A 22,416-nucleotide genomic window follows, 5' to 3' on the forward strand; every position below is an offset into this window, starting at 1 on the left:
ATGCGTGCATTGGTGATCGGCTGGGCGAGCTTCCGGCACGGCGAAGCGACGGCAGGAGACGTTCTCAGTATGCGCAGGGTCGGTGAAGCGCTGTCGACCATGGGGCTTCCGCACGACCTGGCGTGGAGCCCGGTGTACCGGCCGGGCGACGTGAACTACGAAGAGGTGGATCCGGCGCGGTACAGCCACGTGGTGTTCGTCTGCGGGCCCGCGCACGGCAGGCAGGTGCGCGAGGTGCATCGCAGGTTCGCCCACTGCCATCGGATCGCCGTCGGGGTCTCGGTGATCGATCCGGAGGACGACACGGTCACGGCCTTCGACGAGGTCTTCGCGCGGGACCGGGGCGGGGTCGGCGCGCCGGATCTCTCCCTCGGCGTGCCGACCGACACGGTTCTGGTGACCGGCGTGATCCTGGCGCCCGAACAGCGGGAATACGGCGACTCCGGCCGGCACGCGGCGGTGCACGCCTCGGTGAAGGAGTGGATCGCCGGGGTGGACTGTGCCCGGGTGCCGCTCGACACGCGGCTGGCGGCATCGGATTGGGAACGCTGTGAGACACCGGACCAGTTCACCTCGATCCTGTCGCATCTCGACGTCGTGATCACGACGCGGCTGCACGGGCTGGCACTGAGCCTTCAGGCGGGCGTACCCGCACTGGCCATCGACCCGGTCGAGGGCGGCGGCAAGGTCACCGCGCAGGCGGACGCGCTCGGCTGGCCCGCGCTCGTCCCGGCCGAGGAGGCGGGCAACCGGGACGTGCTCGACTCCTGGTGGCGCTGGTGTTCTTCGGTGCAGGGCCGGGCGGTGGCCGCGTTGCGCGCGCTGCCCGGTGACGACGGGCTCGTGCGGGACATGGTGAAGGCGCTCAAGACCAGGCCGGTGCGATGAGCGCGCCCGCGACGACGGTGGTGATCGCCACGCGCGATCGGGCACCGGAACTGGAACGGACGTTGCGACGGCTGACGGCGCTGCGGCCCCCACCGCCGATCGTGGTGGTGGACAACGGTTCGTCCGACGGCACGGCGGACCTGGCCGCCGCCTTCCCAGGCGTGCGCGTCGTCCGGTTGCCGCGCAACATCGGCGTGTCCGCGCGGAATCTCGGCGTCGCGGTGGCGCGGACGCCGTATGTCGCCTTCAGCGACGACGATTCGTGGTGGGCCGACGACGCCCTCGCCGAGGCCGAGCGCATCCTCGACGCCCACGACGACGTGGCCCTCGTCGCCGCGAAAACCCTGGTGGGGAAGGAGGAACGGGAGGATCCGGTCGTCTCATTGATGGCCGCCAGCCCGCTCGGCAGGCCCGACGGGCTTCCCGGACCGGCGGTGCTCGGATTCCTCGCCTGCTCCGCGGTCGTCCGGCGGGCCGCTTATCTGCAGGCCGCGGGGTTCCACCCGTTGTTGCATTTCGGTGCCGAGGAACGGCTGTTGTCCTACGACCTGGCGGCGCGCGGCTGGTGGCTCTGTTACGCGGAGGACGTGCGGGCACACCATCATCCGTCGCCGGTGCGGCCTTCGCCGTCGTGGCGTGAGCGCGCCGAACTCCGCAACCGGATGCTGATCACGGTGATGAGACGGCCCGTGCGCCGCTGCCTGGCCGAAGGATTGCGTGTGCTGGCAAGGGTTCCGCGGGAGCCACACGTGCTCGGCGCGCTCGCCGGCGTGCTCCGGCGGCTGCCCCGCGCGCTCGCCGACCGGCAACGGCTGCCCGCTTCGGTGGAGCGCCGCATCCGCGTTCTGGAACACGCCCATGGAGGATGAAGTGACGGACCGCATCACGGTCGTGGTGATCACGCACAACCGGCGCGAGCAACTGCTGGAAACCCTCGACTCGATGACCGCGCTACCCGACGCGGCGCCGATCGTGGTGGTGGACAACGCTTCCGGTGACGGCACGGCGGACGCGGTCGAGGAACGGTTCCCGTCAATCCGGGTGATCCGCTCGCCGCGGAACCTCGGCGCCGTCGCGCGCAATCTCGCCGTCCGTGAGGTGGAGACGCCGTATGTGGCGTTCTGCGACGACGACACCCGGTGGCAGCCGGGATCGCTGCGGCGCGCCGCCGAGCAGCTCGACGCCCACCCCGGCCTGGGTGTGGTGACCGGGCGGTGCCTGGTGGAGCCGGCGCTGACCGAGGACCCGATCACCCCGGAACTGCGGCACTCCCCGGTCCCCGGCCCGGACTGGCTTCCCGGCCCGGCGCTGCTGGGCGTCATGGCGGGCCTGTCGGCCGTCCGCGTGCGCGCTTTCCACGACGTCGGCGGCTTCTCCGACCGGATGTGGCTCGGGGGAGAGGAAGAACTGTTCGCCCTCGACCTCGCGGCCAAGGGCTGGTGGATGTGCTGGGACGAGGAAATGGTGATCCACCACGCCCCCTCGGCCGTCCGCGATCCGCGGCGGCGACGGCAGCTCGGCATCCGCAACACGCTGTGGACGTTGTGGCTGCGCCGTCCGCTCGGCAGCATCACGCGCCGGATGGTCGCGGTGCTGCGGTCGGCGCCCTTCGACCGGGCGACGTTCGCGGCGGTGGCGGAAGCGGTGCGGGGGATCCCGTGGGTGCTGCGGGAGCGCGCGGTGGTGCCGGCCGGGGTGGAGCGGGGGCTGGTGCTGCTGGAGGAGTCACAGCGGAACTCGGTCGCGCGACGGTATGTGGGGTGAGCGGGTTCTTGAGGTGTTGCGAAAGTGGCTTTCGCAACCTTGAACGTTGCGAAAGTGGCTTTCGCAACGTCGGGCGGGGTGGGTAGGTCGGGTGATGTCGCGAAAGCCACTTTCGGGACATCAGGCGTCCCGAAAGTGGCTTTCGCGACATGCGCACCGGGGCGGGCTTAGTGACCGAGCGTGGTGGGTGTGTGGAAATAGGGACGTTCAGTGTCTCTATTTCCACACACCTCGTCTCTATTTCCACACACCTCGCCGCGGGTGTTGCGAAAGCCACTTTCGCAACCTTGAACGTTGCGAAAGCCACTTTCGCAACGTCGGCCGGGGTGGGTAGGTCGGGCGATGTCGCGAAAGCCACTTTCGGGACATCAGACGTCCCGAAAGTGGCTTTCGCGACACGCGCGCCGAGGGGCGCGACCGAGCGCGTACCAGGCGGAGGAAGCCGCTCAAGAAGGCGAAGCGGCAGTCGCCACTTCCGTCTCCCCGCTCGAAACGCGCCCGTAAGCGCGCAAAGTATCCGCCGCCACCCGGTCCCACGAGTACCGTGCCCGCACCCGGTCGGTCCCCGCGATCCCGAACGACTCGCGCGCCGAAGCGTCGCCGAGGAGCCGCCGCAGTGCCGCCGCCAGGTCCTTCGGGCTGCGAGGCGGGACCAGCAGGCCCGTGACACCGTCGACGACGGTGTCGGTCAGCCCGCCCACGGCGGTCGCGACGACCGGGACACCGCACGCCATCGCCTCCAGCGGCACGATGCCGAACGGTTCGTACCAAGGCGTGCACACCACCGCGTCGGCGGAGCGCAGCAGGGCGGGCATGTTCTTACGGGACACCAGACCCGGCAGGCGTACGCGGTCGGAGACGCCGGCCCGGTCGGCGATCGCCTGGAGCCGCCGCACTTCCGGAGCCCCGGCGAGTGGACCCGAGTCCGGGCCTCCGGCGATGACCAGTTCCGTGTCCGGGAGGGAGGGCAGCGCGGCGATGGCGAGGTCGAAACCCTTCCGTGGCACCAGCCTGCCGACGCTGACGATCCGGTGCCGGGCCGTGCGGGGAGCGGTCTCACCGTCCGGGGTGAACTCGGTCAGGTCCACTCCACAAGGGACGACCGAGGCGCGTGAGCGCGGCAGGCCCATCCGCACGAGTTCGAAGACCTCGTCCGAACAGGTCGCGATCACCCGGTCGGCCTGTTTGGCGATCATCCGTTCGAGCCGGATCCGTTCGGGCGGGCTCGTGTCCTTTTTGCCTTGATAGCGCCGTTTCACCACGCCCAGTGCGTGAAAGGTCTGGGTCACCGGGATGCCGAGATCCTTCGCCGCGAGAATCGAAGCCAGGCCGGACATCCAGAAATGCGCGTGGACGACGTCCGGCCGGTCCTTGGCCCAGCGGGAGCGCAGCACCCGCCCGAACTCTCCCATATGCGGCAGCAGTTCGTCCTTCGGCAGCTTCCTCGCCGGGCCCGCCGGGACATGGACGACGCGGTAACCGTCCGGCGTCTCGACCGTCGCGGCGACGCGCCGGTTCTCGCGGCGCGTGTAGACGGTGACGTCGTGGCCCTGCCTGCTCAGCGCGGCGGAGAGCTCGGCGACATGGACGTTCTGGCCACCGGCGTCCACGCCGCCGAGGGCGGCGAGCGGGCTGGCGTGTTCGGAAACCATCGCGATCCTCATCGGGCTCCTTCCCGCCGCGGTCGGCGTGGTCAAACGGTCACCTCGGTCAGCAGGGCGTCCCAGCGGGCGAGGAACGCGTCGAGCCCGTAATGGCTCAAGGCGAACTCGCGGGCGGATTTCCCTGCCAAGACGGCGAAATCGGGTTCATGGATCAATTCGCGGTACGCCCGCGCGAGTACGTCGATGTCCGTCGAGACGGCGCCGGCGTCGGACGGGACCGCGAGAACGGCTTCGGTGGTCGCCAGCGCGACGACCGGCATGCCGAGGTGCATCGCTTCGAGCAACGACAGCCCCAGCGACGTCCACCGGGCGGTGTGCAGGTAGACGCGGCGCCGGGAGACCTCGGCGTGCAGGTCCCGGGTGCGCAAGTCGCCGCCGGGCCGCACCGCGGGGTGACGGCCTTCCAGCTCTTCGCTGCCGATCCCGAACACGTCGACCGGCGCGATCTCCGCGAACGCGGGCAGCAGATCGGTTCCGGTGATCCGCCCGCGCCTCACCGGTTCGTTGATCAGGGCGGCGCCGTGGGGGAGTTCCCCCGTGTAGCGCTCACCCGGATCGGGGATGCCGTGCGGGACGACCACCGTGGGAGCTAGACCGGAGTCCCACATCAGTTCGTTGAAGTGGGTCACGTGGGCCAGCGGGATGTCGTCCCGGTCGGCCAGCGGATGCCGGGTGGTGGCCGCGTGCTCCCGGGGCGTGTTGTGCTCGACGTAGACGGCGGGGATTTCCGTGCCGGGACGGCGGTGCAGCCAGCGCGCCGCCAGGTGGATCTCCTCGGGTCGCTGGAGAACGACGACGTCGATGTCGAGATCTTTCAGTTCGTCGACCGGGGTCTCCTCGGCGGAGGGCCAGTCACGGCCGCTGAGACCGCGTCCCCACGGCCCGCCTTCGGCGAGCAGCGGCAAGTGATAGCGATGGCCGCCCTGCACGAAGGATTCGGTCCAGGATCCGTGGACGTGCCACAAGAGAATCCGGAGCGGGGCCGTTTTCGTCATACCCGCCAGGTTGCCCGTTGTGGACGGACTAAACGTTTTCCGTTGTCTTACTTTGCTTCCGCCGGGAAACCCGGGTGGCCGCGATACCGATCACGAGGGCCGCGAGCGAGGTCAGCGCGTGGAGGACGTTGTCGGCCCAGCTGAAGTTGACCGCGTCACCGGACATGTCGGTCCCCGCCGAGAGCACACCGAACGCGGTCAGCCCGGCGAACGCCACGAAAGCCAGCCAGCAGTAGGCCGGGATCGCGGACGGTTTGAAGAACGCGATCACGCCGAGCGCCCCGAGCACGGTGCGGATGACGTCGAGCATCCCGGTCGCGCTGAAGATCCACAGCGTGTTCGCGCCCGCCTGGTTCGCCTCGGGGAGGAAGAAGAAGCCGAGCACCCCCAGGACGAGATGGACCAGTGCGATGACCAGCACCACCGGTCGCAGGAGGAAGCCTGTCGTACGCAGATTCATCGGAAACGCCTCCTGTTTCGCCAGAAGCCCGTCGGATACCCCGTGGAGACGCCGCGAAACTCCCCCGGCGGGGTGGGCCGGGAGAGTCCCGCGCACCGGCTCAGCCGGATTGCGGGTCGGTGTCGTCGTGGGGATCACCGGACGAGGTGCCCTGCTCCCCGCGGACCTCTTCGCGTTCTTCCTCGTCTCGTTTCTCGCCGGGGTCGGCCTTCTTCTCCATTTGGGCCTCCTTCGGTCGCTTGTCCCTGCGGCTACCCCCTTCCGGGCGCCTCCAACCCTCGGATCGCCGGCCATTGTGGACGTTTGGCACCGCACGACCGGGGTAGCCGGGAACAACATTCGGCGAATCCGGAGGGGACATGACCGCGATCTCCAACGCAGCAGCGATTCCACTCACCCCGGCACGCCCCCGGCTGCTGCGGCCGCCGGGGGTGTACCGACCGCAACACGACACCTGGATGCTGGCGAGCGAGTTGAGCAAGTCAGGGATGCCCGCGGGGGCAAGAGTTCTGGACCTCTGCACGGGGACGGGCGCCCTCGCGCTGGCGGCCGCGGCGCACGGCGCGGGATCGGTCACGGCGGCCGACATCTCGCGGCGGGCGCTGGCCGCGGTGTGGGTCAATTCGCGGGTGCGCCGGCTCCCGGTGCGGCCGCTTCGTGGCGGCCTGCCCGAAGCGGCGCGCGGCGGGCCGTTCGACGTCGTGCTGGCGAACCCGCCGTACGTGCCGTCACCGGTGCCGGCGGCCGGGGCCGCCCGGGCGTGGGACGCCGGGCCGGACGGCCGGATCGTGCTCGACCAGGTGTGCGCCGGGGCGTCGTCCCTGGTGGCGCCGGGTGGCTACCTGATGATGGTGCACTCCGCGGTCGCGGGCCCCGGCAAGTCGCTGGAGCAGCTGCGAGCCGCGGGATTGACGCCTTCGGTGGTCGCCACCCGGTCGATCCCCTTCGGGCCCGTCATGCGGGCACGGGCGGCGTTCCTCGAAGCGGCGGGCCTGATCGTCGCCGGGCAGCGGCACGAGGAACTGGTGGTGATCCGTGCCGACCGGCCGTGAGACCAGGGTCCGGATCGAACCCGGCGGGCCCCTCCTGGTGGAGGGGCCGGTCGAGATCGTCACCGAAGACGGCGAGACGGTGACCTCGGATCGCTTCGTGGTCGCCCTTTGCGCCTGTCGCCGCAGCAAGCGCTACCCGTTCTGCGACACCAGTCACCGCCGCCGTTCACGCCAAGGGGTGCAACGGCCGCAGGAGTGAGCTCTCGCCGGCCGACCAGGCACCCAGCAGGTGCTCGGTCAGCCGGCCCTCCAGCAGGTCGGTGGCCTGGATGCCCAGCGCGATGTCCGCCGCCAGGCCAGGTTCCCGCTCCAGCAGATCGCCGACGACGTCGTGGCGCAGGACCTGTTCGTGCACCGCGTCGGCCTCGATGTGCTCGGTGTAGAAGTACCGGCATTCGGCGGCCCCGCCGAGGCGTTCCAGCGCCTGGTCCATGCGCCTGGCGGCGGGCGCGGTGGTGATCTCGGCGGCGGCGAAGTGCCCGACGAGCGCGCCGCGCAGGCTCCGGTGCAGCCCGAACAGCGACATCATGTTCACCGTCGCGAGCATGTGCGCGGGGACGTGATCGAGGTAGGCGAGGTAACCGGACGACAGGCCCGCCGCGGTGAGCAGATCCGCGAACAGGCGGGAATGCGCCTGGTCGGCCCGCCCGCCGCCGAACTCGTCGAATTCCACCGCGACCAGCGCCGCCTTGGCCCTGCCCCGCAGCCGCGGGATCACCCACGCGTGGGGATCTGCCTCCTTGAGGTGGTAGATCGACCGGTGCGCGAAGTACTCCTCGACGTGCCACCATTCGCCCTCGTCACGCAGGAAGTGGGAGACCCCGCCACCGTCGAGCGGTTCGACGAGCAACTCGTCCAGCAGCCCGGCGACGTCGTCCCCGCCGGGTACGGCGGCGCGGATCCCGTCGAGGAACGCGTGCTCCAGGACGGACCGGAAACCGAGCAGGCGGGAGTCCCATTCCCACTCGGGGTCGACGCCGTCGAAGCCCTGGTAGTGCAGCTCGTAACAGACGTACAGCGCCAGTTGCAGGTCTTCCCCGAACGGGTCGGCGTCGGTCGCCGCTTCGAGGTCGAAGTCGTCGCGGCGGCCGCCCGCCAGGGTGTCCACCACGGCGGCCGAGAGCGGGCCGCGGATCTCGGGCAGCCTCGCGGCCACCTCACGGTCGATCGTCGTCATGTCACGGGAGTACCCGATCTAGGCGTGCGGAACCGTCTCTTCGGTCAGCATCCGCAAGACGGCGACCTCGCCGTCGGCGGCGGCCCGGCGCTGCCGTTCGGCGCCGGTGCCCTCCCGTTCCAGCTGCCCGAGAAGGGTGCGGACGAGTTCCGCGTCGCCGGTCTCCTCCAGCGCCTGCTTGGTGTGCGCCAGCATCGTGGCGACCCGGTCGCCGACGGGGACCGGCTTTCCCGCCGCCGGGTCGACGGCCGGTCCCGAAAGGCCGTGACGCGCGGCCGACCACACCGCGGCGGCGGCGATCTGCGGATCCAGCGGCGTGGCCTCCACCCCGCGGTCCAAGTCGGTGAGGGCGGTGTGCACCAGGGCGCGGGTCAGCAGGCCCTGGAGGACGGCTTCGTCGACAGTGGACGCGGTGTCGGCGGCGCGGACCTCGACCGTGGGCCACCGCGCGGACGGCCTCGCGAGCCAGAAGGTCTGGTGCTCGTCCACGAGGACTCCACAGTCGACCAGCCGCCCGACCTGCTCCTCGTAGGCGGCGGCGTCGGCGAAGTACGGTGCGATGCCCGAACCGGGGAACCGGCTCTGCTCGACCATCCGCCAGCTCTCGTAGCCGGTGTCGCGGCCGCCCTCGAAGGGCGAGTTGCCCGACAGCGCCAGCAACGTGGGCAGCCATTCACCCAGGTGGTTGACGACGGCGACCGCGGTCTCCCGGTCCGGAACGCCGACGTGCACGTGGCATCCGCAGGCTTCGTACGCCTTGACCACGCCCGCGTAGAGCGCGTCGACCTTGCCGAACCTGTCGTCGGCGCCGTAGTCGCGCTCGGGTGAGGGACGCGGGGGAGTGCCGGAGGCGAGGATGGCGCAATCCTCGCCCGCGGCGGCTTCGGCGAGCGTGCGGCGCCCGGCGGTCAGGTGTTCGTACAGCTCGTCGGCGGTTTCGCAGACCCCGGTGGCGGCCTCGATCTGGGTCGGCCGCAGTTCGCGGTGGACCGCGGCGCCGTCCGGCAGCGGGCAGCAGATCCGGTGCCGTTCGAGCACCGCCTCGGCCCGGGGGCAGCTCACCCCGGTCCTGGGATCGACCAGCAGGAACTCCTCTTCGATACCGATCCCGGTCATCACCGCTCCCGCTTCTTCGGCAGCGCGCGGACGGCAGGCCCCTGGATCACCGACCCGTCCAGGCCGAACCGCGAACCGTGGCAAGGGCAGTCCCAGGTCTTCTCCGCGTTGTTGAACGCCACGAGGCAACCCAGATGGGTGCAATGGGCACCGACGGCGTGCAGTTCGCCGCCCGGATCGCGGTAGGCGGCGACGAGTTCGCCACCGTCACGGGTCACCTTCGCCTCGCCGGGCAGGATCTCGTCCACGGATGCGGGTTTGCGCAGCGCGCTGAGATGGTCGCCGACCAGGAACTTCGCCACCGTGGCGTTGTTCTCGACGGACGAGATCGCGGACCGGAGGTCGAAACGGTTCGGGTCGTACAGCCCCGCGGACGGGTTGTCGCGTCCGGTGAGGAGATCCGCGAGCAGGAGCCCGGCCGCGGTGCCGCCGGTCATACCCCACTGGCCGAAGCCGGTGGCGACCCAGAGGTGGCGGCTCGCCGGGTGATAACGCCCGACGTACGGAACAGAGTCCAAAGTGGACAGGTCATGCGCGGACCACCGGTGGGTGACCCGGTGCACGGCCGCGTGCTCGCCCGCCCAGCTCGCCAGCCGTTCGTAGCGGCTCTCGACGTCGACGGAGTCGCCGACACGGTAATGCTCGCCGCCCACGACCGCGTAGGGGACGCCGTCCTTGAGGTAGCTCCGCACGGAGTGGTGGGTGTCGGCGTCGAGGTACATCCCCTCCGGCGGGCGGTTGCCTTCGACCGGGCCGGCGACGACCAGGTCGCGCACCGGGTCGAGCCGGGCGAAGAACAGGCCGCGGTCGAAAACGGGGTAGTGGGTCGCCACCACGACCTCGCCCGCCCGTACCTCGCCGGAGCTGGTGCGCACCTTGACGCCGCCGAGTTCGTCGACGCCTTCCGCCCGCACACCTTCGACGATCGTCCCGCCCGCGCGTTCGATCTCGTCCGCCAGCGCGAGCAGCCAGCGGCGCGGGTGGAAATGCGCCTGTGAGGCGAACTTCACCGCGCCGAGAGCGGGCACGTCGAGGTCGACCTCGGTGACGTAGGAGGCCGGGAGCCCGGCCTCGGCGGCCGCTTCCGCCTCACGTTCGAGGCTTTCGATCGTCCCGGGGTGGGTCGTGTAGACGAAACTGTCGGCGCGGGTGAAACCGCAGTCGATGCCGAGTTCGGCCGTGGCCGCGGCGATCCAGTCCAGCGCGGCCGCCTGCGTGTACGCGTACGTCGCGGCGGCTTCGGAACCCTTGGTCTTGGCCAGCGTGGCGTACTTGAGCCCGTGCTGGGTGCTGATCTTCGCCGTGGTGTGGCCGGAGACCCCCGCCGCGAGGCGGCCCGCCTCCAGCACCAGGACCGAACGGCCCGCCCTCGCCAGCCGGTACGCCGTCGTGAGCCCGGCGATACCGCCGCCGAGCACGGCGACGTCCACCTCGGCCGGCAGCGGTGTCCCGGTGCGGTCGGGAGCGGGGGCGGTGTCGAGCCACAGTGAACGCGTTCCGGGCAACTCCGTCATGACGGCCGGATTCCCGGGCGGCGACAGGGACAAACCAGGGTTTTCCGGAACTTCGGAGCGGGTAGCACTGGCCTATGACCACATCCTCCACGTCCCCAGAGGAAAAGAACATCTTCGTCATCGGTCTCGACGACAGCAACGACGAGGTGCTGAGACGAATCCCCGGCGCCGACCGGTATCGCTTCCACGCCTTGCTGTCGCCCGAGGAACTTCAGCACGGCGAGATCCCGATCGTGGAACTCGTGGAGAAGGCCGAGGCGCAGCTGGACGCCTTCGACGGCTCGATCGACGCCATCGTCAGCTACTGGGACTTCCCGTCTTCGACGATGGTGGCCATGTTGTGCGAGAAGTACGGCCTTCCCGGTGTTTCGCTGGAAGCCGTGCTGAAATGCGAGCACAAGTACTGGAGCAGGCTCGAACAGTCGAAGGTGATCGACGAGGTGCCGGCGTTCGGCATCGTCGACCTGGACGAGGACGACCCCCGTCCGCCTGAGGGCGTCGACTACCCCATGTGGCTCAAGCCGGTGAAGTCGTTCTCGTCGGAGCTGGCCTTCCACGTCGCCGACGAGGACGAGTTCGACAAGGCCGTCGCCGAGATCCGGGCGGGCGTCGACCGGGTCGGCAAGCCCTTCGAGCGCGTCCTCGCCACGGTCGACCTCCCGGCCGAGGTGGCCGCCGCCGGGGGAGCCGCGTGCCTCGCGGAAGGCGAGCTGAACGGCGTGCAGGCCGCGACCGAAGGCTACGTCTACAAAGGACAGGTCACGGTCTACGGTGTGCTCGATTCGATCAACTACCCCGATACCGCGTCGTTCCAGCGACACCAGTATCCGTCGCAGCTGCCCGAAGACGCCGTCGAGCGGATGAAGGAGATCTCCGTCCGCGTCATGGAGCAGATCGGCTTCGATAACGCCACCTTCAGCATCGAGTTCTTCTGTCACCCCGAATCCGGGCAGGCCTGCCTGCTGGAGATCAACCCGCGGCATTCGCAGTCCCACGCGGAGCTGTTCGAATACGTCGACGGGGTGGCGAACCACCAGATCATGGTCCAGCTGGGCCTCGGCCAGGATCCCCGGACGCGGCGGAACCGCGGCGACTACCGGATCGCGGGCAAGTGGTACTACCGCCGCTTCCGCGACGGGCTGGTCACCCGGGTGCCCACCCGCGGGGAGATCGCGGACCTGGAGGCGGAGATCCCCGGGGTGAAGATCGAGCCGGTGGCCGAAAAGGGGATCCGGCTCTCCGACCTGCCCGAACAGGACAGCTACAGCTACGAGCTCGCGCACATCTTCGTCGCGGCGCAGACCGAACGGGAGATGGAGAGCAAATACCGCCGGTGCGTCGAGGCGCTGCGGTTCGACTTCGAGGAGGGATAGCCCATGCGGACGGTGGCCTCGCTGCCGTACGAGATCACCGAGGAGGACCATGTCTGGATTCCGGTGTCCGACGGTGTCCGGCTGTCGGCCCGGATCTGGCGGCCGGTCGCTTCGGACGGTGAGCCGGTCCCCGCGATCCTGGAGTACATCCCGTACCGCCACCGCGACCTGACCTCGGTGCGCGACTCCGTGCACCACCCGTACCTCGCCGGGCACGGCTACGCCTGTGTCCGCGTCGACATCCGTGGTTCGGGGGAGTCGGAGGGCGTTCTCGCCGACGAGTACCTCGAACGGGAGCAGCTCGACGCCGAGGACGTCCTGGAGTGGATCGCCGCGCAGCCGTGGTGTTCCGGCCGGACCGGCATGATGGGGATCTCGTGGGGCGGGTTCGCCGCGTTGCAGGTGGCGGCGCGGAAACCGCCGAGCCTGACCGCGATCGCGATCTCGTCGTTCACCGACGACCGCTACGCCGACGACATGCACTACATGGGTGGCTGCCTGCTCTCGGACAACGTCGCCGAAGCCTCCACGATGTTCGCCTACGCCACGTTGCCGCCCGACCCCGCGCTGGCGGGTGAGCGGTGGCGCGAGCTGTGGCACGAACGGCTGGAGAACTGCGGTCTCTGGGCCGGCGAATGGCTGAGCCACCAGCGCCGGGACGACTACTGGCGGCACGCGTCGGTCTGCGAGAACTACAGCGACGTCCAGGTGCCGGTCCTCGCCTCCAGCGGCTGGGCGGACGGCTACTCGAACGCGGTCTCGCGGCTGCTGGCGAATCTCGACGTGCCGCGGCGCGGGCTGATCGGCCCGTGGTCCCACAAGTACCCGCATCTCGGGCGGCCCGGTCCCGCCATCGGCTATCTGCAGGAGCTGGTCCGCTGGTGGGACCACTGGCTGAAGGACGTCGAGAACGGCGTCATGGACGGGCCGATGCTCCAGACCTGGATGCAGGACAGCGTGCCACCGTCGACCTCGTACGAGGACCGTCCAGGCCGCTGGGTGGGCGAGCCGTCCTGGCCTTCGCCGCACGTGCGGCCGTCCGAGCACCGGCTCGCGCGGCACCGGATAGCCCGGCCGGGTGAGGACGTCCCGGAGGAGGACCTGTCGGTGGAGTCGCCGCTCTCGGTCGGCCAGTTCGCCGGGAAGTGGGCTTCCTACAGCGCTCCGCCGGATCTGCCCTACGACCAGCGGGAAGAGGACGGCGGCTCGCTCGTCTTCGACACCGACGAACTCACCGAGCCGTGCGAGATCCTCGGTTCGCCGGTGGTGGATCTGGAGGTCTCCGCGAACAAGCCGGTGGCGCAGGTCGCCGTCCGGCTTTCCGACGTCGCGCCCGACGGCAGAGCCACCCGGGTGACCTACGGGCTGCTGAACCTGACCCATCGGGACGGGCACGACGAACCGGAGCCGCTCGAACCGGGCAAGCGGTACCGGGTGCGCGTCGAACTCAACGCCGTCGCGCAGGCGTTCCCCGCCGGGCACCGCATCCGGCTGTCGCTCTCGTCGTCGTACTGGCCGCTGGCGTGGCCGCCGCCGGAACCGGCGATGGTGACCGTCCACACGGGACGGAGTTCGGTCATGCTGCCGGTGCGTCCGATGGCGGAAGCCGACGAGGTCCCGGCGCGCCCGTTCGAGGAACCCGAAGGGACGGAACCGTTGCCCGCGACCCAGATCGAGCCGGGCGAACAGCGCTGGACCGTCTCGCGTGACCTGATCGACTACCGGTCCGCGCTCGACATCGTCAAGAACGAGGGCAAGGTCCGGTTCGACGACATCGATCTGGACGTCACCAGGAACGTCTTCGAGCGCTACTCGTGGGTGGCCGACGACTTCTGTTCCCCGGTGGCGGAGACGTCCTGGTCGATGACGTTCGCCCGCGGTGACTGGGAAGCGAGGTCCGAGACCCGCACCCGCGTTTCCTGCACTCCCACCGAGTTCGTGATCGACGCACAGCTCGACGCATACGAAGGGGAGCGAAGGACGTTCTCCCGCAACTGGCATCGGACGGTGCCCCGTGATCTGGTCTAAGACGAGCCTTCCGGCGACGGCGCTGCTCGCGTGGCTGCGCCTTACCAACCGGAAGCGCACCTACGCCGACCTCGACCGGTTCCGCCGGAGCATCGAAAGCAGTCAGGCGAAGGGAGATCGGGGGCCGATCCGCTCGATCAAGCGCCGGTTCGACGTCAGCCGGTCCGAAGTGGACGGACGGCCGTGCTACACGATCCGCCCGCGCGGCGATGGGGACGGCAAGAAGGTGCTGTATTTCCACGGCGGTGCGTACGTGCACCAGATCCAGCACGACCACTGGCGGTTCTTCGGTCGGCTGATCGACCGCACCGGCTGCTCGGTCACCGTGCCGATCTATCCGCTCGCGCCGGACCACCAGTGCCCGGAGACCACCGCGTTCGTCCGCCGTGCCTACGACGAGTTCTCCGCGGGTGCCGAGCCGGAGGAACAGATCGTGATGGGGGATTCCGCCGGCGCCGGGATCGCGCTGGCGCTCACCAAGGCGTTGCGGGACGAAGGAAGGCCGGTGCCCAAGGAGACCGTCCTGTTGTCGCCGTGGCTGGACCTGACGATGAGCCATCCGGCGCAACCCGCGCTGGACGAGCGCGACCCGTACCTCGCGCTCACCGGTCTGAACGAGGCGGCGAGGCTCTACAGCGGAGAGCTGCCGCGTACCGACCCGCGGCTCACGCCGTTGTCAGGCGACCTTTCCGGACTCGGGGCGCTGACGGTCTACATCGGAACCAAGGACGTCCTCCTCTCCGACGCCCGGCGGCTCCACACACTGTGCACCGAGCAGGGAGTGCCCCTGAGCTACCACGAGTACGAGGGCATGATCCACGCGTGGATGCTGGCGTCGATCCCGGAAGCCAAGCTGGCGCTGGAGGAGATCGCGCATCTCGTGGACCGGGCGCTCGTGAAAATGGTGTAGCCGCGTGAAGAGCGGGTAACCGGAGGTCAACGGCCGGTGCAGCGAGGTTGTACGTCCGCCGGCCGTGAGGTGGACCGGCGTGGGCAACCCCGGCGGGGCAGGGACGCCGGCGCGCCGGTCACCGTGTCCATCCGTCGCACAGGAGCGCTCGATGCAACAGCTGGAATCACTGGGGGAGCTCGCCGCGCTGGTCCGGCGCCGGAAGGGCCTGTACGTGCGGTGGGCGCCGACTCCCGAGCACCGTCCCGGTACGAGCCTGGACGAACTCACCGGCGCGGAACTGCCCGGACTCTCGGTGAACCCCCTCGACCCGGAACCGTGGTGGCGCGAGCAGCCCCTCGAACTCTGGCTGGCCAGGCGGCTGTACGACTACTGCCACCTCCGGCACGAACGCCGTCGCGAGACCAAGCCCTGGGTACTGGCGGGCCGGGTCGTGGGCTCGGGTCCGGACAACGAGCCACTCCTGACCGACCCCGAACCCGTCGGAAGGATCTCCACCGCCGTCCTCGGCGAAGCCCGCGATCTGTTGCGTGACAGGGCCCGCGCCGACGCGGACTGGGGTCCCTTACGCCGCCCGCCCGAACTGGGCCGGACCTGACGCCGTAACTCGCGTGCTCAAAGGCGTAACTCGCGTGCTCAAAGGCGTAACTCGCGTGCTTGAAGGCGTAACTCGCGAGTTACGCCTTCAAGCACGTGAGTTACGGCTCCAATCACGCGAGTTACGCCTTCGAGCACGGCGCCGGCCGGACCGCCAGGAGGTCCACGACGTCTTCCGCGCGTCGCCGTTTCTCGAACCGGGCCCGTTGCCGGTCCGCCCCGCTGCCTTCGGCGGTGAGCCGGTCGCAGCCGTCGCGGACGAGATCGAGGTCGCCCGTCTCTTCGAGGGCACCGGCCGCGAAGGTGACGACATCGTCGAGCACGTCGCTCGCCGGGGCGAGGTCGCCGGTCCGGAAATGCGGGCAGCGGCCGGAAATCCCTTCCCGTGACGCACGCCAGATCTGCGCCCGCAGGACCTCGTTGGACAGCAGGGAGGGAGCCTCCTCCGTCGCGAGGATCGTGCCGACCAGCCCCCGGATCAGCACCCCGAGCAGAACCGCTTCGCCGGCGGTGGCCGCGACGTCGCCGAGCCGGAACTCCACCGTCGGCTGCTTCTCGGAAAGCCGCACGTCCCAGTAGACCATCGCGCGATCGAGGATGGCGCCCGCCCGGAGCCAGGCGTCGACGATGCTTTCGTAGTGGTCCAGCGAGGTGAACAGCGGCGGTGAACCGGCCGACGGCCAGCGGTTCCACTGCTGGTAGCGCCAGCTGGCGTACCCGGTGTCGTACCCGTCGCAGATCGCGGAATTGGCGGTCACCGTCAGCAGCGCGGGCAGGAAGGGCCGGACGTGGTTGATCACCCGGATCCCGGTTTCCCGGTCGGGGACGGCGATGTGGACGTGACAGCCGCAGGTGTGCGACGTCCGCGCGGTCGCCCCGAAATGTTCGGACATCCGCTCGTAGCGCGGATTCGGGGTGATGGCGGGCAAGGCCGTCTCGGCGAGCGGTGCGCTCCCGCTGGGCAGCAGACGGCAGCCCCGCCGGGCGGCGGCCTGGGCCAGTTCCGCCCGCATCGTCGTCAGCTGCCGCTCGGCCTCGTCATGGGTCGTGCAGATACCGGTGGCCGATTCGGCCTGGGAGAGGGTGAGCTCCTGCTGGAGTTCGCCCTGCTCCTCGTCGTCGTCCGCGGCGTCCACGACGGCGTCGCCCGCCGGGGCGAGGTGACCGGCCCGGTCCACCACGAAGAACTCTTCCTCGACCCCGAAGGTGAGTACGTCCTTGTTCACAACCGCTGATACCCCCGGCCCTCTCGGCACAAACTTGTTTTCGCAGGTCGTGGACGGGGTATTTCACGGCATGACACCGAAGCCGGAGGAGCCGCCGTACCTGCTGGCCGCACAGGCCGGGTCGGTCGTTCGCCACCTGTACACCAGGCTGCGGGACGACGAGCCCGCCTCGCCCGCCGACCTCTGCCGCACCATCGGGGCGTTGCAGCGGCTCACCGACGACCTCTCCAATGTCCTGCCGGGCCTGCAGAAGCAACTCGAAGCGAGCCTGCTGGCCGGCGAGGTGGGCGCGGGGGAGACGCCGGCCGAGGCATGGGCCAAGGTCTCCGAGGTCGGCTACGCGCTCGCGCAGGCTCGTACCGGCGGCCTTTTGATGGCCGCCGAACTGCGCGTTTCCCAGCGGACACTCGGAGAGCTCGCCTCTTCGTGAGGCTCCGTGCTCAGCTGACCGGTTGAGCGCGGACCACCGCCACCGGGCAGTGCGCGTGGTGCAGCGCGTCGTCACTGACCGAACCCAGCAGCAGGCGTCGCAGATCACCGTGATCGCTCCGGCCCAGCACCAGCAGCGCGGCTTCACTGGACTGCACGGTCAACGCCTGAGCGGCCGGGCCCACCCCGTGCACCATCTCCACGGCGACGTCCGGATAGCGCTCCCGCCAGGGTTCGAGCTGCCGGGCGACGAGTTCGTCGGCGACCTCCTGGGGGAGGCCGGGTGCCGGATCCAGTACCGGACCGCCGAGCAGGGGCTCGCTCGCCGGCCCCCAGATCGGCATCCGCGCGACATGCACCGCGTGCACGGTGAGCCCGTGCCGGGCCGCGAAATCGAACGCGAACCCCGCCGCCTGCGCGCTCTGCTCGGAGCCGTCGGTACCGAGGATCACCGGTCCGCCCGGCGGAGGCTCTTCGCCGCGCACGACCACGACGGGCCGTCCGGCGTTCTTGGTCACGCCCGATTCGGTCGAACCGAGGACCGCCCTGGTGAACAACCCGGTGTGGGATTCACCCAGCACGATCATCGCCGCGTCCACCTCGTCCGCGACCGAGGTCAGGACCTCCTCCGGCGTGCCGCCGCGGACGACCGTGCGCACGTCGAGGCCCGGGTCGGAGCGCTTGAGGGCTTCGGCCATCGAGGCGAGTTGCCGACGGGCGGGTTCCACGTCCGCCGCGTCGTCGGCGGCCTGGGGGACCGCTTCGTTCAACGGTGCCGCGACCGGGTCCGAGCCGGGCGGCGGAAGCCGGTCACGGGTGCAGTAGGCCAGGACCAGACCGAGGTCTCGGGTCTTCGCCTCGGCGACCGCCCAGCGGACGGCGCGGCGCGCTTCGGGCGACCCGTCGAAACCGGTCACGACCGGCCCGGTACCGCTTTGTGCAGCGGACATGGGACATCACCTCCGACGCGGTGGTGATACCCGCTCCAGGCTGTCTTCAAGCGATCCGTTTCGCCGGACCGCGTACCTGGGTACTTCTATGTATGACTTCCCTGTCGACGCCCCGCGCGCTTGACGAGAAGCGCGCCTTCTCAGTGGCCTCCGAGCTGCGAGCGCTCGAGGACCCACGGGGACGTCTCCGGCTGCACGTGAGCAGGCCGACCAAGGGGACCGCCGTCGTCAAGGCGAACGGCGAGGTCGATCTCGGGACCGCGCCGCGCCTGTGGGACATGCTCTCCCAGCGGCTTCACGGCAGCGGCACCACGCTCATCCTCAATCTGTCCGAACTCGAGTTCTTCGGCGCGACGGGTATCCGGGTCCTCGAACGTGCGCAGCTGCTGGCCGACGACACGCACACCTGCCTCTTCGTCTTCCCCGGTGAATGCCGGTCCGCACGCCGGATGCTCGGTCTCTACGAGGGCGGCAATCTCCACACCCTGTGACGAGTCACAACCGGGTCGCCCGAGCGGCGAGCGCCGCGCTCACCAGCGCGACGTGTTCGAGCCGGGTGGGATCCAGTCCGGTGAGGTCGGCGATCCGGCGCAGCCGGTAATCGACCGTGTTGGGGTGGACGTGCAAAGCCGCGGCGGTCTGACGGCGACCTCCCCGGCGGAGGAAGGTCTCCAGTGTCTGCAGGAGTTCCTCGTTGCCGTCCAGCGGCGCCAGCCTGGAAGCCAGCCGGTCGAGTGCCGGCCCGGGGCGGGAGAGCTGGTATTCGAGCAGGACGTCGTCGAGCCGGTAGAGCCCAGGCGGCCGTCCGGATCTGATGGCGACGGCGAGCACGTCCTGCGCGAGCTTCGCCGCCTCCGGCACACCGGCCGGTTCCGCCACGGCGGCCCCGGCGACGACCTCCGCGCCCGCGGTACGGGCGACGTCGGCGAGGACGCGTTCCAGCCGCTCCCAGTCCCGTGTGGATAGTTCGCCGGCCGTGGTTTCGTGCGGCAGTAAGGCGATTCCGCCTTCCGGGGTGAGTGAGGTCAGGACGGTGCCCCGGATCTGGCGCTCCAGTTCGACCCGCAGCCGCCGGAGCTTCCGGCGCCCGGCGACCAGCGGGTCGACCCCGTCGATCACCTCGTCCGGATGTGCCCCGACCGACGCCGCGAGGACGACGTAGCACGGCGGCAGGCGCAGTCCGGCCTGTCCCGCAGCGACCTCCGCGGGGTCGCCGTCGAGCAGCGCGGAAAGCACGGTATGCCGCGCCGACCGCTCGTCGTCGAACATCGTCTGCCGCTCGTCGAGGTACCCGGCGCCGACCGCGGGGGTGACCACTTCGAGGTAGCGCAAGGTCAGGGCGTTGACGGCCAGAACGTCGGCGACCTCGTCGGGGCGGGCGTCCGGCGTCAGTGACGCCCAGACCACCTGGATGCCGATGTGATACGCGGTGAGCACGATGTCGATCGGGATGCCCTCCTCCGCGCGCCGGGCCGCCGACTCACGGAGGAAGCCGAGCTCCTCCCGCGTCGGCGTGGACCCGGTGCGCAGAGTGTCGATGAACGAGCGCAGGTTCTGCTCGATCACCCGCGTGATATCGCCGCTGAGTTCCTCGGCGGGAAGCAGACCGTACTGCGGGATCCGGGAGACGATCTCGGCGAGTACCGTCCTGGTGAGCGACGGCAGGCCTTCGGTCAGCCGCTCCGCCAGCGGACGTCCGCCGATGCGGAGGCCCGAACCCTTGTCACCCGTCACAACCGCCCATCATGACACCTGGTCAGCGAGCGAGCGCGTCCCGTGCCGAATCGAGGGTCGGGTGCACCGTGAAGACGGCGTCGAGGCCGAGCAGCGACATCGGCCGCAGCAGGGCCCGCTCCTGGGTGACCATGATGAACGGGACGCCCGCTTCTTCGGCCTTCGCCCGGGTCTGGACGAGGACGGTGAAACCGGACGAATCACAGAAGCTGACCGCGGACAGATCCGCGATCAGCGCCGACGGCTGGAAGCTGAGCTCCTCGTCCAGCGCACGGCGCAGGTCGTCCGAGACGCCGAGATCGATTTCACCGCATACGGTGACCACCGTGTCTTCGGCGGAAGCGGTGATCGAGATGTCGAGCGAGGACACGAATTTTCGCGTCGAGCGTGCCGGGTAAGAAGTGGGAGCGCGGTAATCGGTCAAGTTGACTCCTTGCCGGTTTGGGGGGCCGGCTGCTGCCCGGTGGGCATGCCGGACCCGGAAGAGGGACCCGGCGGCTGGTGTCTGAACCGCGACGGGTCAACCGTAGCAGCCTCGTGGCCCGGCACGCCGGTTGAGCGGTGTCCGGCAGGTCGTCAGCCCCTCCGCCTCGTAGGCTGGCGCCACGGGAGGCCGAAATGACGACAGCCGAGGTGATGGCCGAACTGGCCGCGCTCGAAGACCCGCGCGCACGGCAGGTGAACGAGAAACACGGCGACGACCACGGGGTGAACCTCGGCAAGCTGCGTGCGCTCGCGAAGCGGCTGAAAACCCAGCAGGAGCTCGCGCGCGAGCTGTGGGAAACGGACGACACGGCGGCGAAGCTGCTCGCACTGCTGATCTGCCGCCCGAAGGCGTTCGACCGCGACGAGCTGGACCGCATGGTGCGCGAGGCGCGGACCCCGAAGGTGCACGACTGGCTCGTGAACTACGTGGTCAAGAAGAACCCGCACGCCGAGGAGCTGCGACTGGCCTGGTCCGCCGATCCGGATCCTGTGGTCGCGAGCGCCGGCTGGGCCCTGACCACCGAACGCGTGGCGAAGAAGCCCGAGGGGCTCGACCTCGCCCGGCTGCTCGACGTCATCGAAGCGGAGATGAAGACCGCGCCGGATCGCCTGCAGTGGGCGATGAACCACTGCCTGGCGCAGATCGGGATCGACCACCCGGAGCACCGCGCGCGGGCGGTCGGCATCGGGGAGCGCCTCCAAGTGCTCAAGGACTATCCGACCCCGCCGAACTGCACTTCGCCGTTCGCGCCCGTCTGGATCGCCGAGATGGTGCGACGGCAGTCGTGACTCGCTGGGTGGGTGGCCCGCTCGTGGCTTCGTCGGCGTTCGTGTCGCGAAAGCCAGGCGGATTCATGGGGTCGTTGCAACATCCTTCGTGAGCTGGGAGTTGTGGTGGCTGGTGGGTTGGTGTTGCCGCGTGTGGTGCGGGTGCGGTTCTGGGATGCGGTGCGGGCGGGGTGTCTGCCCAAGCCTGCCGCCCGTTTGGTGGATGTGTCGCACGAGACCGGGCGGCGGTGGTTCGCGCAGGCTGGCGGGGTGATCGGGAACGCACCTGGCTCGTTGGGTGAGCGCTATCTGAGTTTGGCTGAGCGGGAGGAGATTTCTCGTGGTCTGTCCGGGGATCTCTCGTATCGGGAGATCGCTCGGCAGCTGGGCAGGGCCCCGTCGACGATCAGCCGGGAGGTGACGAACAATGGTGGCCGGGGCGGGTATCGAGCACATCGGGCGGAGTCGGCGGCGCGGGATCGGGCCCGGCGGCCGAAGACCGCGAAGCTGGCCGAGGCCGGTAATCGCGAGTTGCGGGATCATGTGCAGGCGCGGTTGCTGCAGGAGTGGTCTCCGGGGCAGATCACAGCCAGGCTGGCGATGGAGTTCCCCGACCGGCCGGAGATGCGAGTGTCACACGAGACGATCTACCAGTCCTTGTATGTGCAGAGCCGGGGAGCGCTGCGCCGCGAGCTCACCGCGTGTTTACGGACAGGACGGGCGCTGCGCCGCCCGCGCAAGCAAGCACAGGCACGACGGTCACGGATCCCTGACCTCGTCGAGATCAGCGAACGGCCGGCCGAAGCCGAGGACCGGGCAGTCCCGGGGCATTGGGAAGGCGACCTGATCACCGGTGCCGGTAACAAGTCCGCGATCGGCACCCTCGTGGAACGCTCCACTCGGTTCGTCATACTGCTGCACCTGCCCCACGGCCACGACGCGATCCAGGTCCGGGACGCGATGATCGACGCGATCCAGACCCTCCCGCACCAGTTGCGGCGGTCACTGACCTGGGACCGGGGCAACGAGATGGCCCGTCACGCCGACATCACCCTCGCCACCGACCTGGCCATCTACTTCTGCGACCCGCACTCCCCATGGCAACGCGGGACGAACGAGAACACCAACGGCCTGCTTCGCCAGTACTTCCCCAAAGGGACCAACCTGCACCAGCACACCGCAGAACACCTCACCGCAGTCGCCGCACGACTCAACAGCCGCCCCCGCAAAACACTGGACTGGCACACCCCACTCGAAAAACTCACCACGCTACTGTCCTAAACAG

The 22,416-nt window shown here is 69.8% G+C and carries 23 protein-coding genes; 13 read left to right on the forward strand and 10 right to left on the reverse strand.

Annotation, left to right across the window (positions count from 1 at the left end; translation table 11 throughout):
* From ACZ1DY_RS18030 to ACZ1DY_RS18040, 3 genes are read left to right on the forward strand one after another with little or no spacing between them, the layout of a single operon-like run.
* Positions 1 to 888: a polysaccharide pyruvyl transferase family protein gene (locus ACZ1DY_RS18030; RefSeq protein WP_465485026.1), complete on the forward strand. Its 888-nt coding sequence runs from the start codon at positions 1 to 3 to the stop codon at positions 886 to 888.
* On the forward strand, positions 885 to 1,757 hold the full coding sequence (locus ACZ1DY_RS18035; RefSeq protein WP_465485027.1) for a glycosyltransferase family 2 protein: 873 nt from the start codon (positions 885 to 887) through the stop codon (positions 1,755 to 1,757). The genes ACZ1DY_RS18030 and ACZ1DY_RS18035 overlap by 4 nt, the downstream gene beginning before the upstream one ends.
* Positions 1,747 to 2,652 carry a glycosyltransferase family 2 protein gene (locus ACZ1DY_RS18040; RefSeq protein WP_465485028.1) on the forward strand — a complete coding sequence of 302 codons (906 nt, stop codon included), beginning with the start codon at positions 1,747 to 1,749 and terminating at the stop codon, positions 2,650 to 2,652. Before ACZ1DY_RS18035 ends, ACZ1DY_RS18040 begins: the two co-directional genes overlap by 11 nt.
* 446 nt (positions 2,653 to 3,098) lie before the next feature.
* On the opposite strand, the gene ACZ1DY_RS18045 is transcribed toward ACZ1DY_RS18040, so the two are convergent.
* The 3 genes from ACZ1DY_RS18045 to ACZ1DY_RS18055 are packed head-to-tail and all read right to left on the reverse strand — an operon-like array spanning position 3,099 to position 5,771.
* Complete coding sequence (locus ACZ1DY_RS18045; RefSeq protein WP_465485029.1) at positions 3,099 to 4,316, reverse strand: glycosyltransferase; 1,218 nt, start codon at positions 4,314 to 4,316, stop codon at positions 3,099 to 3,101.
* A gap of 29 nt (positions 4,317 to 4,345) precedes the next feature.
* Positions 4,346 to 5,311 carry a glycosyltransferase gene (locus tag ACZ1DY_RS18050; protein WP_465485030.1) on the reverse strand — a complete coding sequence of 322 codons (966 nt, stop codon included), beginning with the start codon at positions 5,309 to 5,311 and terminating at the stop codon, positions 4,346 to 4,348.
* Positions 5,312 to 5,339: 28 nt separating this feature from the next.
* Complete coding sequence (locus ACZ1DY_RS18055) at positions 5,340 to 5,771, reverse strand: DUF4383 domain-containing protein (protein WP_257487506.1); 432 nt, start codon at positions 5,769 to 5,771, stop codon at positions 5,340 to 5,342.
* Between the two features lie 359 nt (positions 5,772 to 6,130).
* On the opposite strand from ACZ1DY_RS18055, the gene ACZ1DY_RS18060 reads away from it, so the two are divergent.
* Together ACZ1DY_RS18060 and ACZ1DY_RS18065 are read left to right on the forward strand one after the other, a co-directional pair.
* Positions 6,131 to 6,823 (forward strand): methyltransferase, encoded by a 693-nt coding sequence (locus tag ACZ1DY_RS18060; RefSeq protein WP_126730861.1) that lies wholly within the window; start codon positions 6,131 to 6,133, stop codon positions 6,821 to 6,823.
* Positions 6,807 to 7,022 (forward strand): CDGSH iron-sulfur domain-containing protein, encoded by a 216-nt coding sequence (locus tag ACZ1DY_RS18065; protein ID WP_034322975.1) that lies wholly within the window; start codon positions 6,807 to 6,809, stop codon positions 7,020 to 7,022. The genes ACZ1DY_RS18060 and ACZ1DY_RS18065 overlap by 17 nt, the downstream gene beginning before the upstream one ends.
* On the opposite strand, the gene ACZ1DY_RS18070 is transcribed toward ACZ1DY_RS18065, so the two are convergent.
* The 3 genes from ACZ1DY_RS18070 to ACZ1DY_RS18080 are packed head-to-tail and all read right to left on the reverse strand — an operon-like array spanning position 6,990 to position 10,630.
* The gene (locus tag ACZ1DY_RS18070; protein WP_257487505.1) at positions 6,990 to 8,000 is read right to left on the reverse strand and encodes an iron-containing redox enzyme family protein; all 1,011 of its coding nucleotides are present in this window, start codon (positions 7,998 to 8,000) and stop codon (positions 6,990 to 6,992) included. The genes ACZ1DY_RS18065 and ACZ1DY_RS18070 overlap by 33 nt on opposite strands.
* Positions 8,001 to 8,018: 18 nt before the next feature.
* The gene (locus ACZ1DY_RS18075; protein WP_465485031.1) at positions 8,019 to 9,116 is read right to left on the reverse strand and encodes a carboxylate-amine ligase; all 1,098 of its coding nucleotides are present in this window, start codon (positions 9,114 to 9,116) and stop codon (positions 8,019 to 8,021) included.
* The gene (locus tag ACZ1DY_RS18080; protein WP_457955568.1) at positions 9,116 to 10,630 is read right to left on the reverse strand and encodes an FAD-dependent oxidoreductase; all 1,515 of its coding nucleotides are present in this window, start codon (positions 10,628 to 10,630) and stop codon (positions 9,116 to 9,118) included. The genes ACZ1DY_RS18075 and ACZ1DY_RS18080 overlap by 1 nt, the downstream gene beginning before the upstream one ends.
* 74 nt (positions 10,631 to 10,704) lie before the next feature.
* Between ACZ1DY_RS18080 and ACZ1DY_RS18085 the strand changes: the two genes are divergently transcribed.
* The 4 genes from ACZ1DY_RS18085 to ACZ1DY_RS18100 all read left to right on the forward strand — a co-directional run bounded on the left by ACZ1DY_RS18085 (position 10,705) and on the right by ACZ1DY_RS18100 (position 15,539).
* A complete protein-coding gene (locus ACZ1DY_RS18085; RefSeq protein ID WP_257487502.1) occupies positions 10,705 to 12,003 on the forward strand; it encodes an ATP-grasp domain-containing protein in 1,299 nt (432 codons plus the stop codon).
* A gap of 3 nt (positions 12,004 to 12,006) precedes the next feature.
* The gene (locus ACZ1DY_RS18090) at positions 12,007 to 14,031 is read left to right on the forward strand and encodes a CocE/NonD family hydrolase (RefSeq protein ID WP_465485032.1); all 2,025 of its coding nucleotides are present in this window, start codon (positions 12,007 to 12,009) and stop codon (positions 14,029 to 14,031) included.
* Positions 14,018 to 14,941: an alpha/beta hydrolase gene (locus tag ACZ1DY_RS18095; RefSeq protein WP_465485033.1), complete on the forward strand. Its 924-nt coding sequence runs from the start codon at positions 14,018 to 14,020 to the stop codon at positions 14,939 to 14,941. Before ACZ1DY_RS18090 ends, ACZ1DY_RS18095 begins: the two co-directional genes overlap by 14 nt.
* A 151-nt stretch (positions 14,942 to 15,092) precedes the next feature.
* The gene (locus tag ACZ1DY_RS18100) at positions 15,093 to 15,539 is read left to right on the forward strand and encodes a DUF6098 family protein (RefSeq protein WP_465485034.1); all 447 of its coding nucleotides are present in this window, start codon (positions 15,093 to 15,095) and stop codon (positions 15,537 to 15,539) included.
* A gap of 121 nt (positions 15,540 to 15,660) precedes the next feature.
* Here the strand turns inward: ACZ1DY_RS18100 and ACZ1DY_RS18105 are convergent, their stop codons facing one another.
* The gene (locus ACZ1DY_RS18105; protein WP_465485035.1) at positions 15,661 to 16,764 is read right to left on the reverse strand and encodes a carboxylate-amine ligase; all 1,104 of its coding nucleotides are present in this window, start codon (positions 16,762 to 16,764) and stop codon (positions 15,661 to 15,663) included.
* Positions 16,765 to 16,834: 70 nt separating this feature from the next.
* Between ACZ1DY_RS18105 and ACZ1DY_RS18110 the strand changes: the two genes are divergently transcribed.
* Positions 16,835 to 17,194 carry a hypothetical protein gene (locus ACZ1DY_RS18110; RefSeq protein ID WP_465485036.1) on the forward strand — a complete coding sequence of 120 codons (360 nt, stop codon included), beginning with the start codon at positions 16,835 to 16,837 and terminating at the stop codon, positions 17,192 to 17,194.
* A gap of 10 nt (positions 17,195 to 17,204) precedes the next feature.
* On the opposite strand, the gene ACZ1DY_RS18115 is transcribed toward ACZ1DY_RS18110, so the two are convergent.
* Positions 17,205 to 18,143: a universal stress protein gene (locus tag ACZ1DY_RS18115; RefSeq protein WP_465485037.1), complete on the reverse strand. Its 939-nt coding sequence runs from the start codon at positions 18,141 to 18,143 to the stop codon at positions 17,205 to 17,207.
* Between the two features lie 92 nt (positions 18,144 to 18,235).
* Between ACZ1DY_RS18115 and ACZ1DY_RS18120 the strand changes: the two genes are divergently transcribed.
* The gene (locus ACZ1DY_RS18120; protein ID WP_257487496.1) at positions 18,236 to 18,634 is read left to right on the forward strand and encodes an STAS domain-containing protein; all 399 of its coding nucleotides are present in this window, start codon (positions 18,236 to 18,238) and stop codon (positions 18,632 to 18,634) included.
* Between the two features lie 4 nt (positions 18,635 to 18,638).
* Here the strand turns inward: ACZ1DY_RS18120 and ACZ1DY_RS18125 are convergent, their stop codons facing one another.
* Both ACZ1DY_RS18125 and ACZ1DY_RS18130 read right to left on the reverse strand, forming a co-directional pair.
* Entirely contained in the window at positions 18,639 to 19,877 is a 1,239-nt protein-coding gene (locus ACZ1DY_RS18125) for a PucR family transcriptional regulator (RefSeq protein WP_465485038.1), read from the reverse strand.
* A gap of 22 nt (positions 19,878 to 19,899) precedes the next feature.
* Positions 19,900 to 20,301 (reverse strand): STAS domain-containing protein, encoded by a 402-nt coding sequence (locus ACZ1DY_RS18130; protein ID WP_126730886.1) that lies wholly within the window; start codon positions 20,299 to 20,301, stop codon positions 19,900 to 19,902.
* A gap of 194 nt (positions 20,302 to 20,495) precedes the next feature.
* Here ACZ1DY_RS18130 and ACZ1DY_RS18135 point away from each other — a divergent pair, with 194 nt between their 5' ends.
* Positions 20,496 to 21,152 carry a DNA alkylation repair protein gene (locus ACZ1DY_RS18135; RefSeq protein WP_465485039.1) on the forward strand — a complete coding sequence of 219 codons (657 nt, stop codon included), beginning with the start codon at positions 20,496 to 20,498 and terminating at the stop codon, positions 21,150 to 21,152.
* A gap of 102 nt (positions 21,153 to 21,254) precedes the next feature.
* Complete coding sequence (locus ACZ1DY_RS18140) at positions 21,255 to 22,412, forward strand: IS30 family transposase (RefSeq protein ID WP_465485040.1); 1,158 nt, start codon at positions 21,255 to 21,257, stop codon at positions 22,410 to 22,412.
* Positions 22,413 to 22,416: the final 4 nt, after the last annotated feature.

The organism is Amycolatopsis sp. PSD-21, from assembly GCF_055561455.1.

What these genes read in the sequence shown, in the direction of transcription:
- ACZ1DY_RS18030 (WP_465485026.1), top strand. Translation starts at nt 1, where the DNA reads ATGCGTGCATTGGTGATCGGCTGGGCGAGCTTCCGGCACGGCGAAGCG.
- ACZ1DY_RS18035 (WP_465485027.1), top strand. Translation starts at nt 885, where the DNA reads ATGAGCGCGCCCGCGACGACGGTGGTGATCGCCACGCGCGATCGGGCA.
- ACZ1DY_RS18040 (WP_465485028.1), top strand. Translation starts at nt 1,747, where the DNA reads ATGGAGGATGAAGTGACGGACCGCATCACGGTCGTGGTGATCACGCAC.
- ACZ1DY_RS18045 (WP_465485029.1), bottom strand. Translation starts at nt 4,316, where the DNA reads ATGAGGATCGCGATGGTTTCCGAACACGCCAGCCCGCTCGCCGCCCTC.
- ACZ1DY_RS18050 (WP_465485030.1), bottom strand. Translation starts at nt 5,311, where the DNA reads ATGACGAAAACGGCCCCGCTCCGGATTCTCTTGTGGCACGTCCACGGA.
- ACZ1DY_RS18055 (WP_257487506.1), bottom strand. Translation starts at nt 5,771, where the DNA reads ATGAATCTGCGTACGACAGGCTTCCTCCTGCGACCGGTGGTGCTGGTC.
- ACZ1DY_RS18060 (WP_126730861.1), top strand. Translation starts at nt 6,131, where the DNA reads ATGACCGCGATCTCCAACGCAGCAGCGATTCCACTCACCCCGGCACGC.
- ACZ1DY_RS18070 (WP_257487505.1), bottom strand. Translation starts at nt 8,000, where the DNA reads ATGACGACGATCGACCGTGAGGTGGCCGCGAGGCTGCCCGAGATCCGC.
- ACZ1DY_RS18075 (WP_465485031.1), bottom strand. Translation starts at nt 9,116, where the DNA reads ATGACCGGGATCGGTATCGAAGAGGAGTTCCTGCTGGTCGATCCCAGG.
- ACZ1DY_RS18080 (WP_457955568.1), bottom strand. Translation starts at nt 10,630, where the DNA reads ATGACGGAGTTGCCCGGAACGCGTTCACTGTGGCTCGACACCGCCCCC.
- ACZ1DY_RS18085 (WP_257487502.1), top strand. Translation starts at nt 10,705, where the DNA reads ATGACCACATCCTCCACGTCCCCAGAGGAAAAGAACATCTTCGTCATC.
- ACZ1DY_RS18090 (WP_465485032.1), top strand. Translation starts at nt 12,007, where the DNA reads ATGCGGACGGTGGCCTCGCTGCCGTACGAGATCACCGAGGAGGACCAT.
- ACZ1DY_RS18100 (WP_465485034.1), top strand. Translation starts at nt 15,093, where the DNA reads ATGCAACAGCTGGAATCACTGGGGGAGCTCGCCGCGCTGGTCCGGCGC.
- ACZ1DY_RS18110 (WP_465485036.1), top strand. Translation starts at nt 16,835, where the DNA reads ATGACACCGAAGCCGGAGGAGCCGCCGTACCTGCTGGCCGCACAGGCC.
- ACZ1DY_RS18115 (WP_465485037.1), bottom strand. Translation starts at nt 18,143, where the DNA reads ATGTCCGCTGCACAAAGCGGTACCGGGCCGGTCGTGACCGGTTTCGAC.
- ACZ1DY_RS18120 (WP_257487496.1), top strand. Translation starts at nt 18,236, where the DNA reads ATGACTTCCCTGTCGACGCCCCGCGCGCTTGACGAGAAGCGCGCCTTC.
- ACZ1DY_RS18135 (WP_465485039.1), top strand. Translation starts at nt 20,496, where the DNA reads ATGACGACAGCCGAGGTGATGGCCGAACTGGCCGCGCTCGAAGACCCG.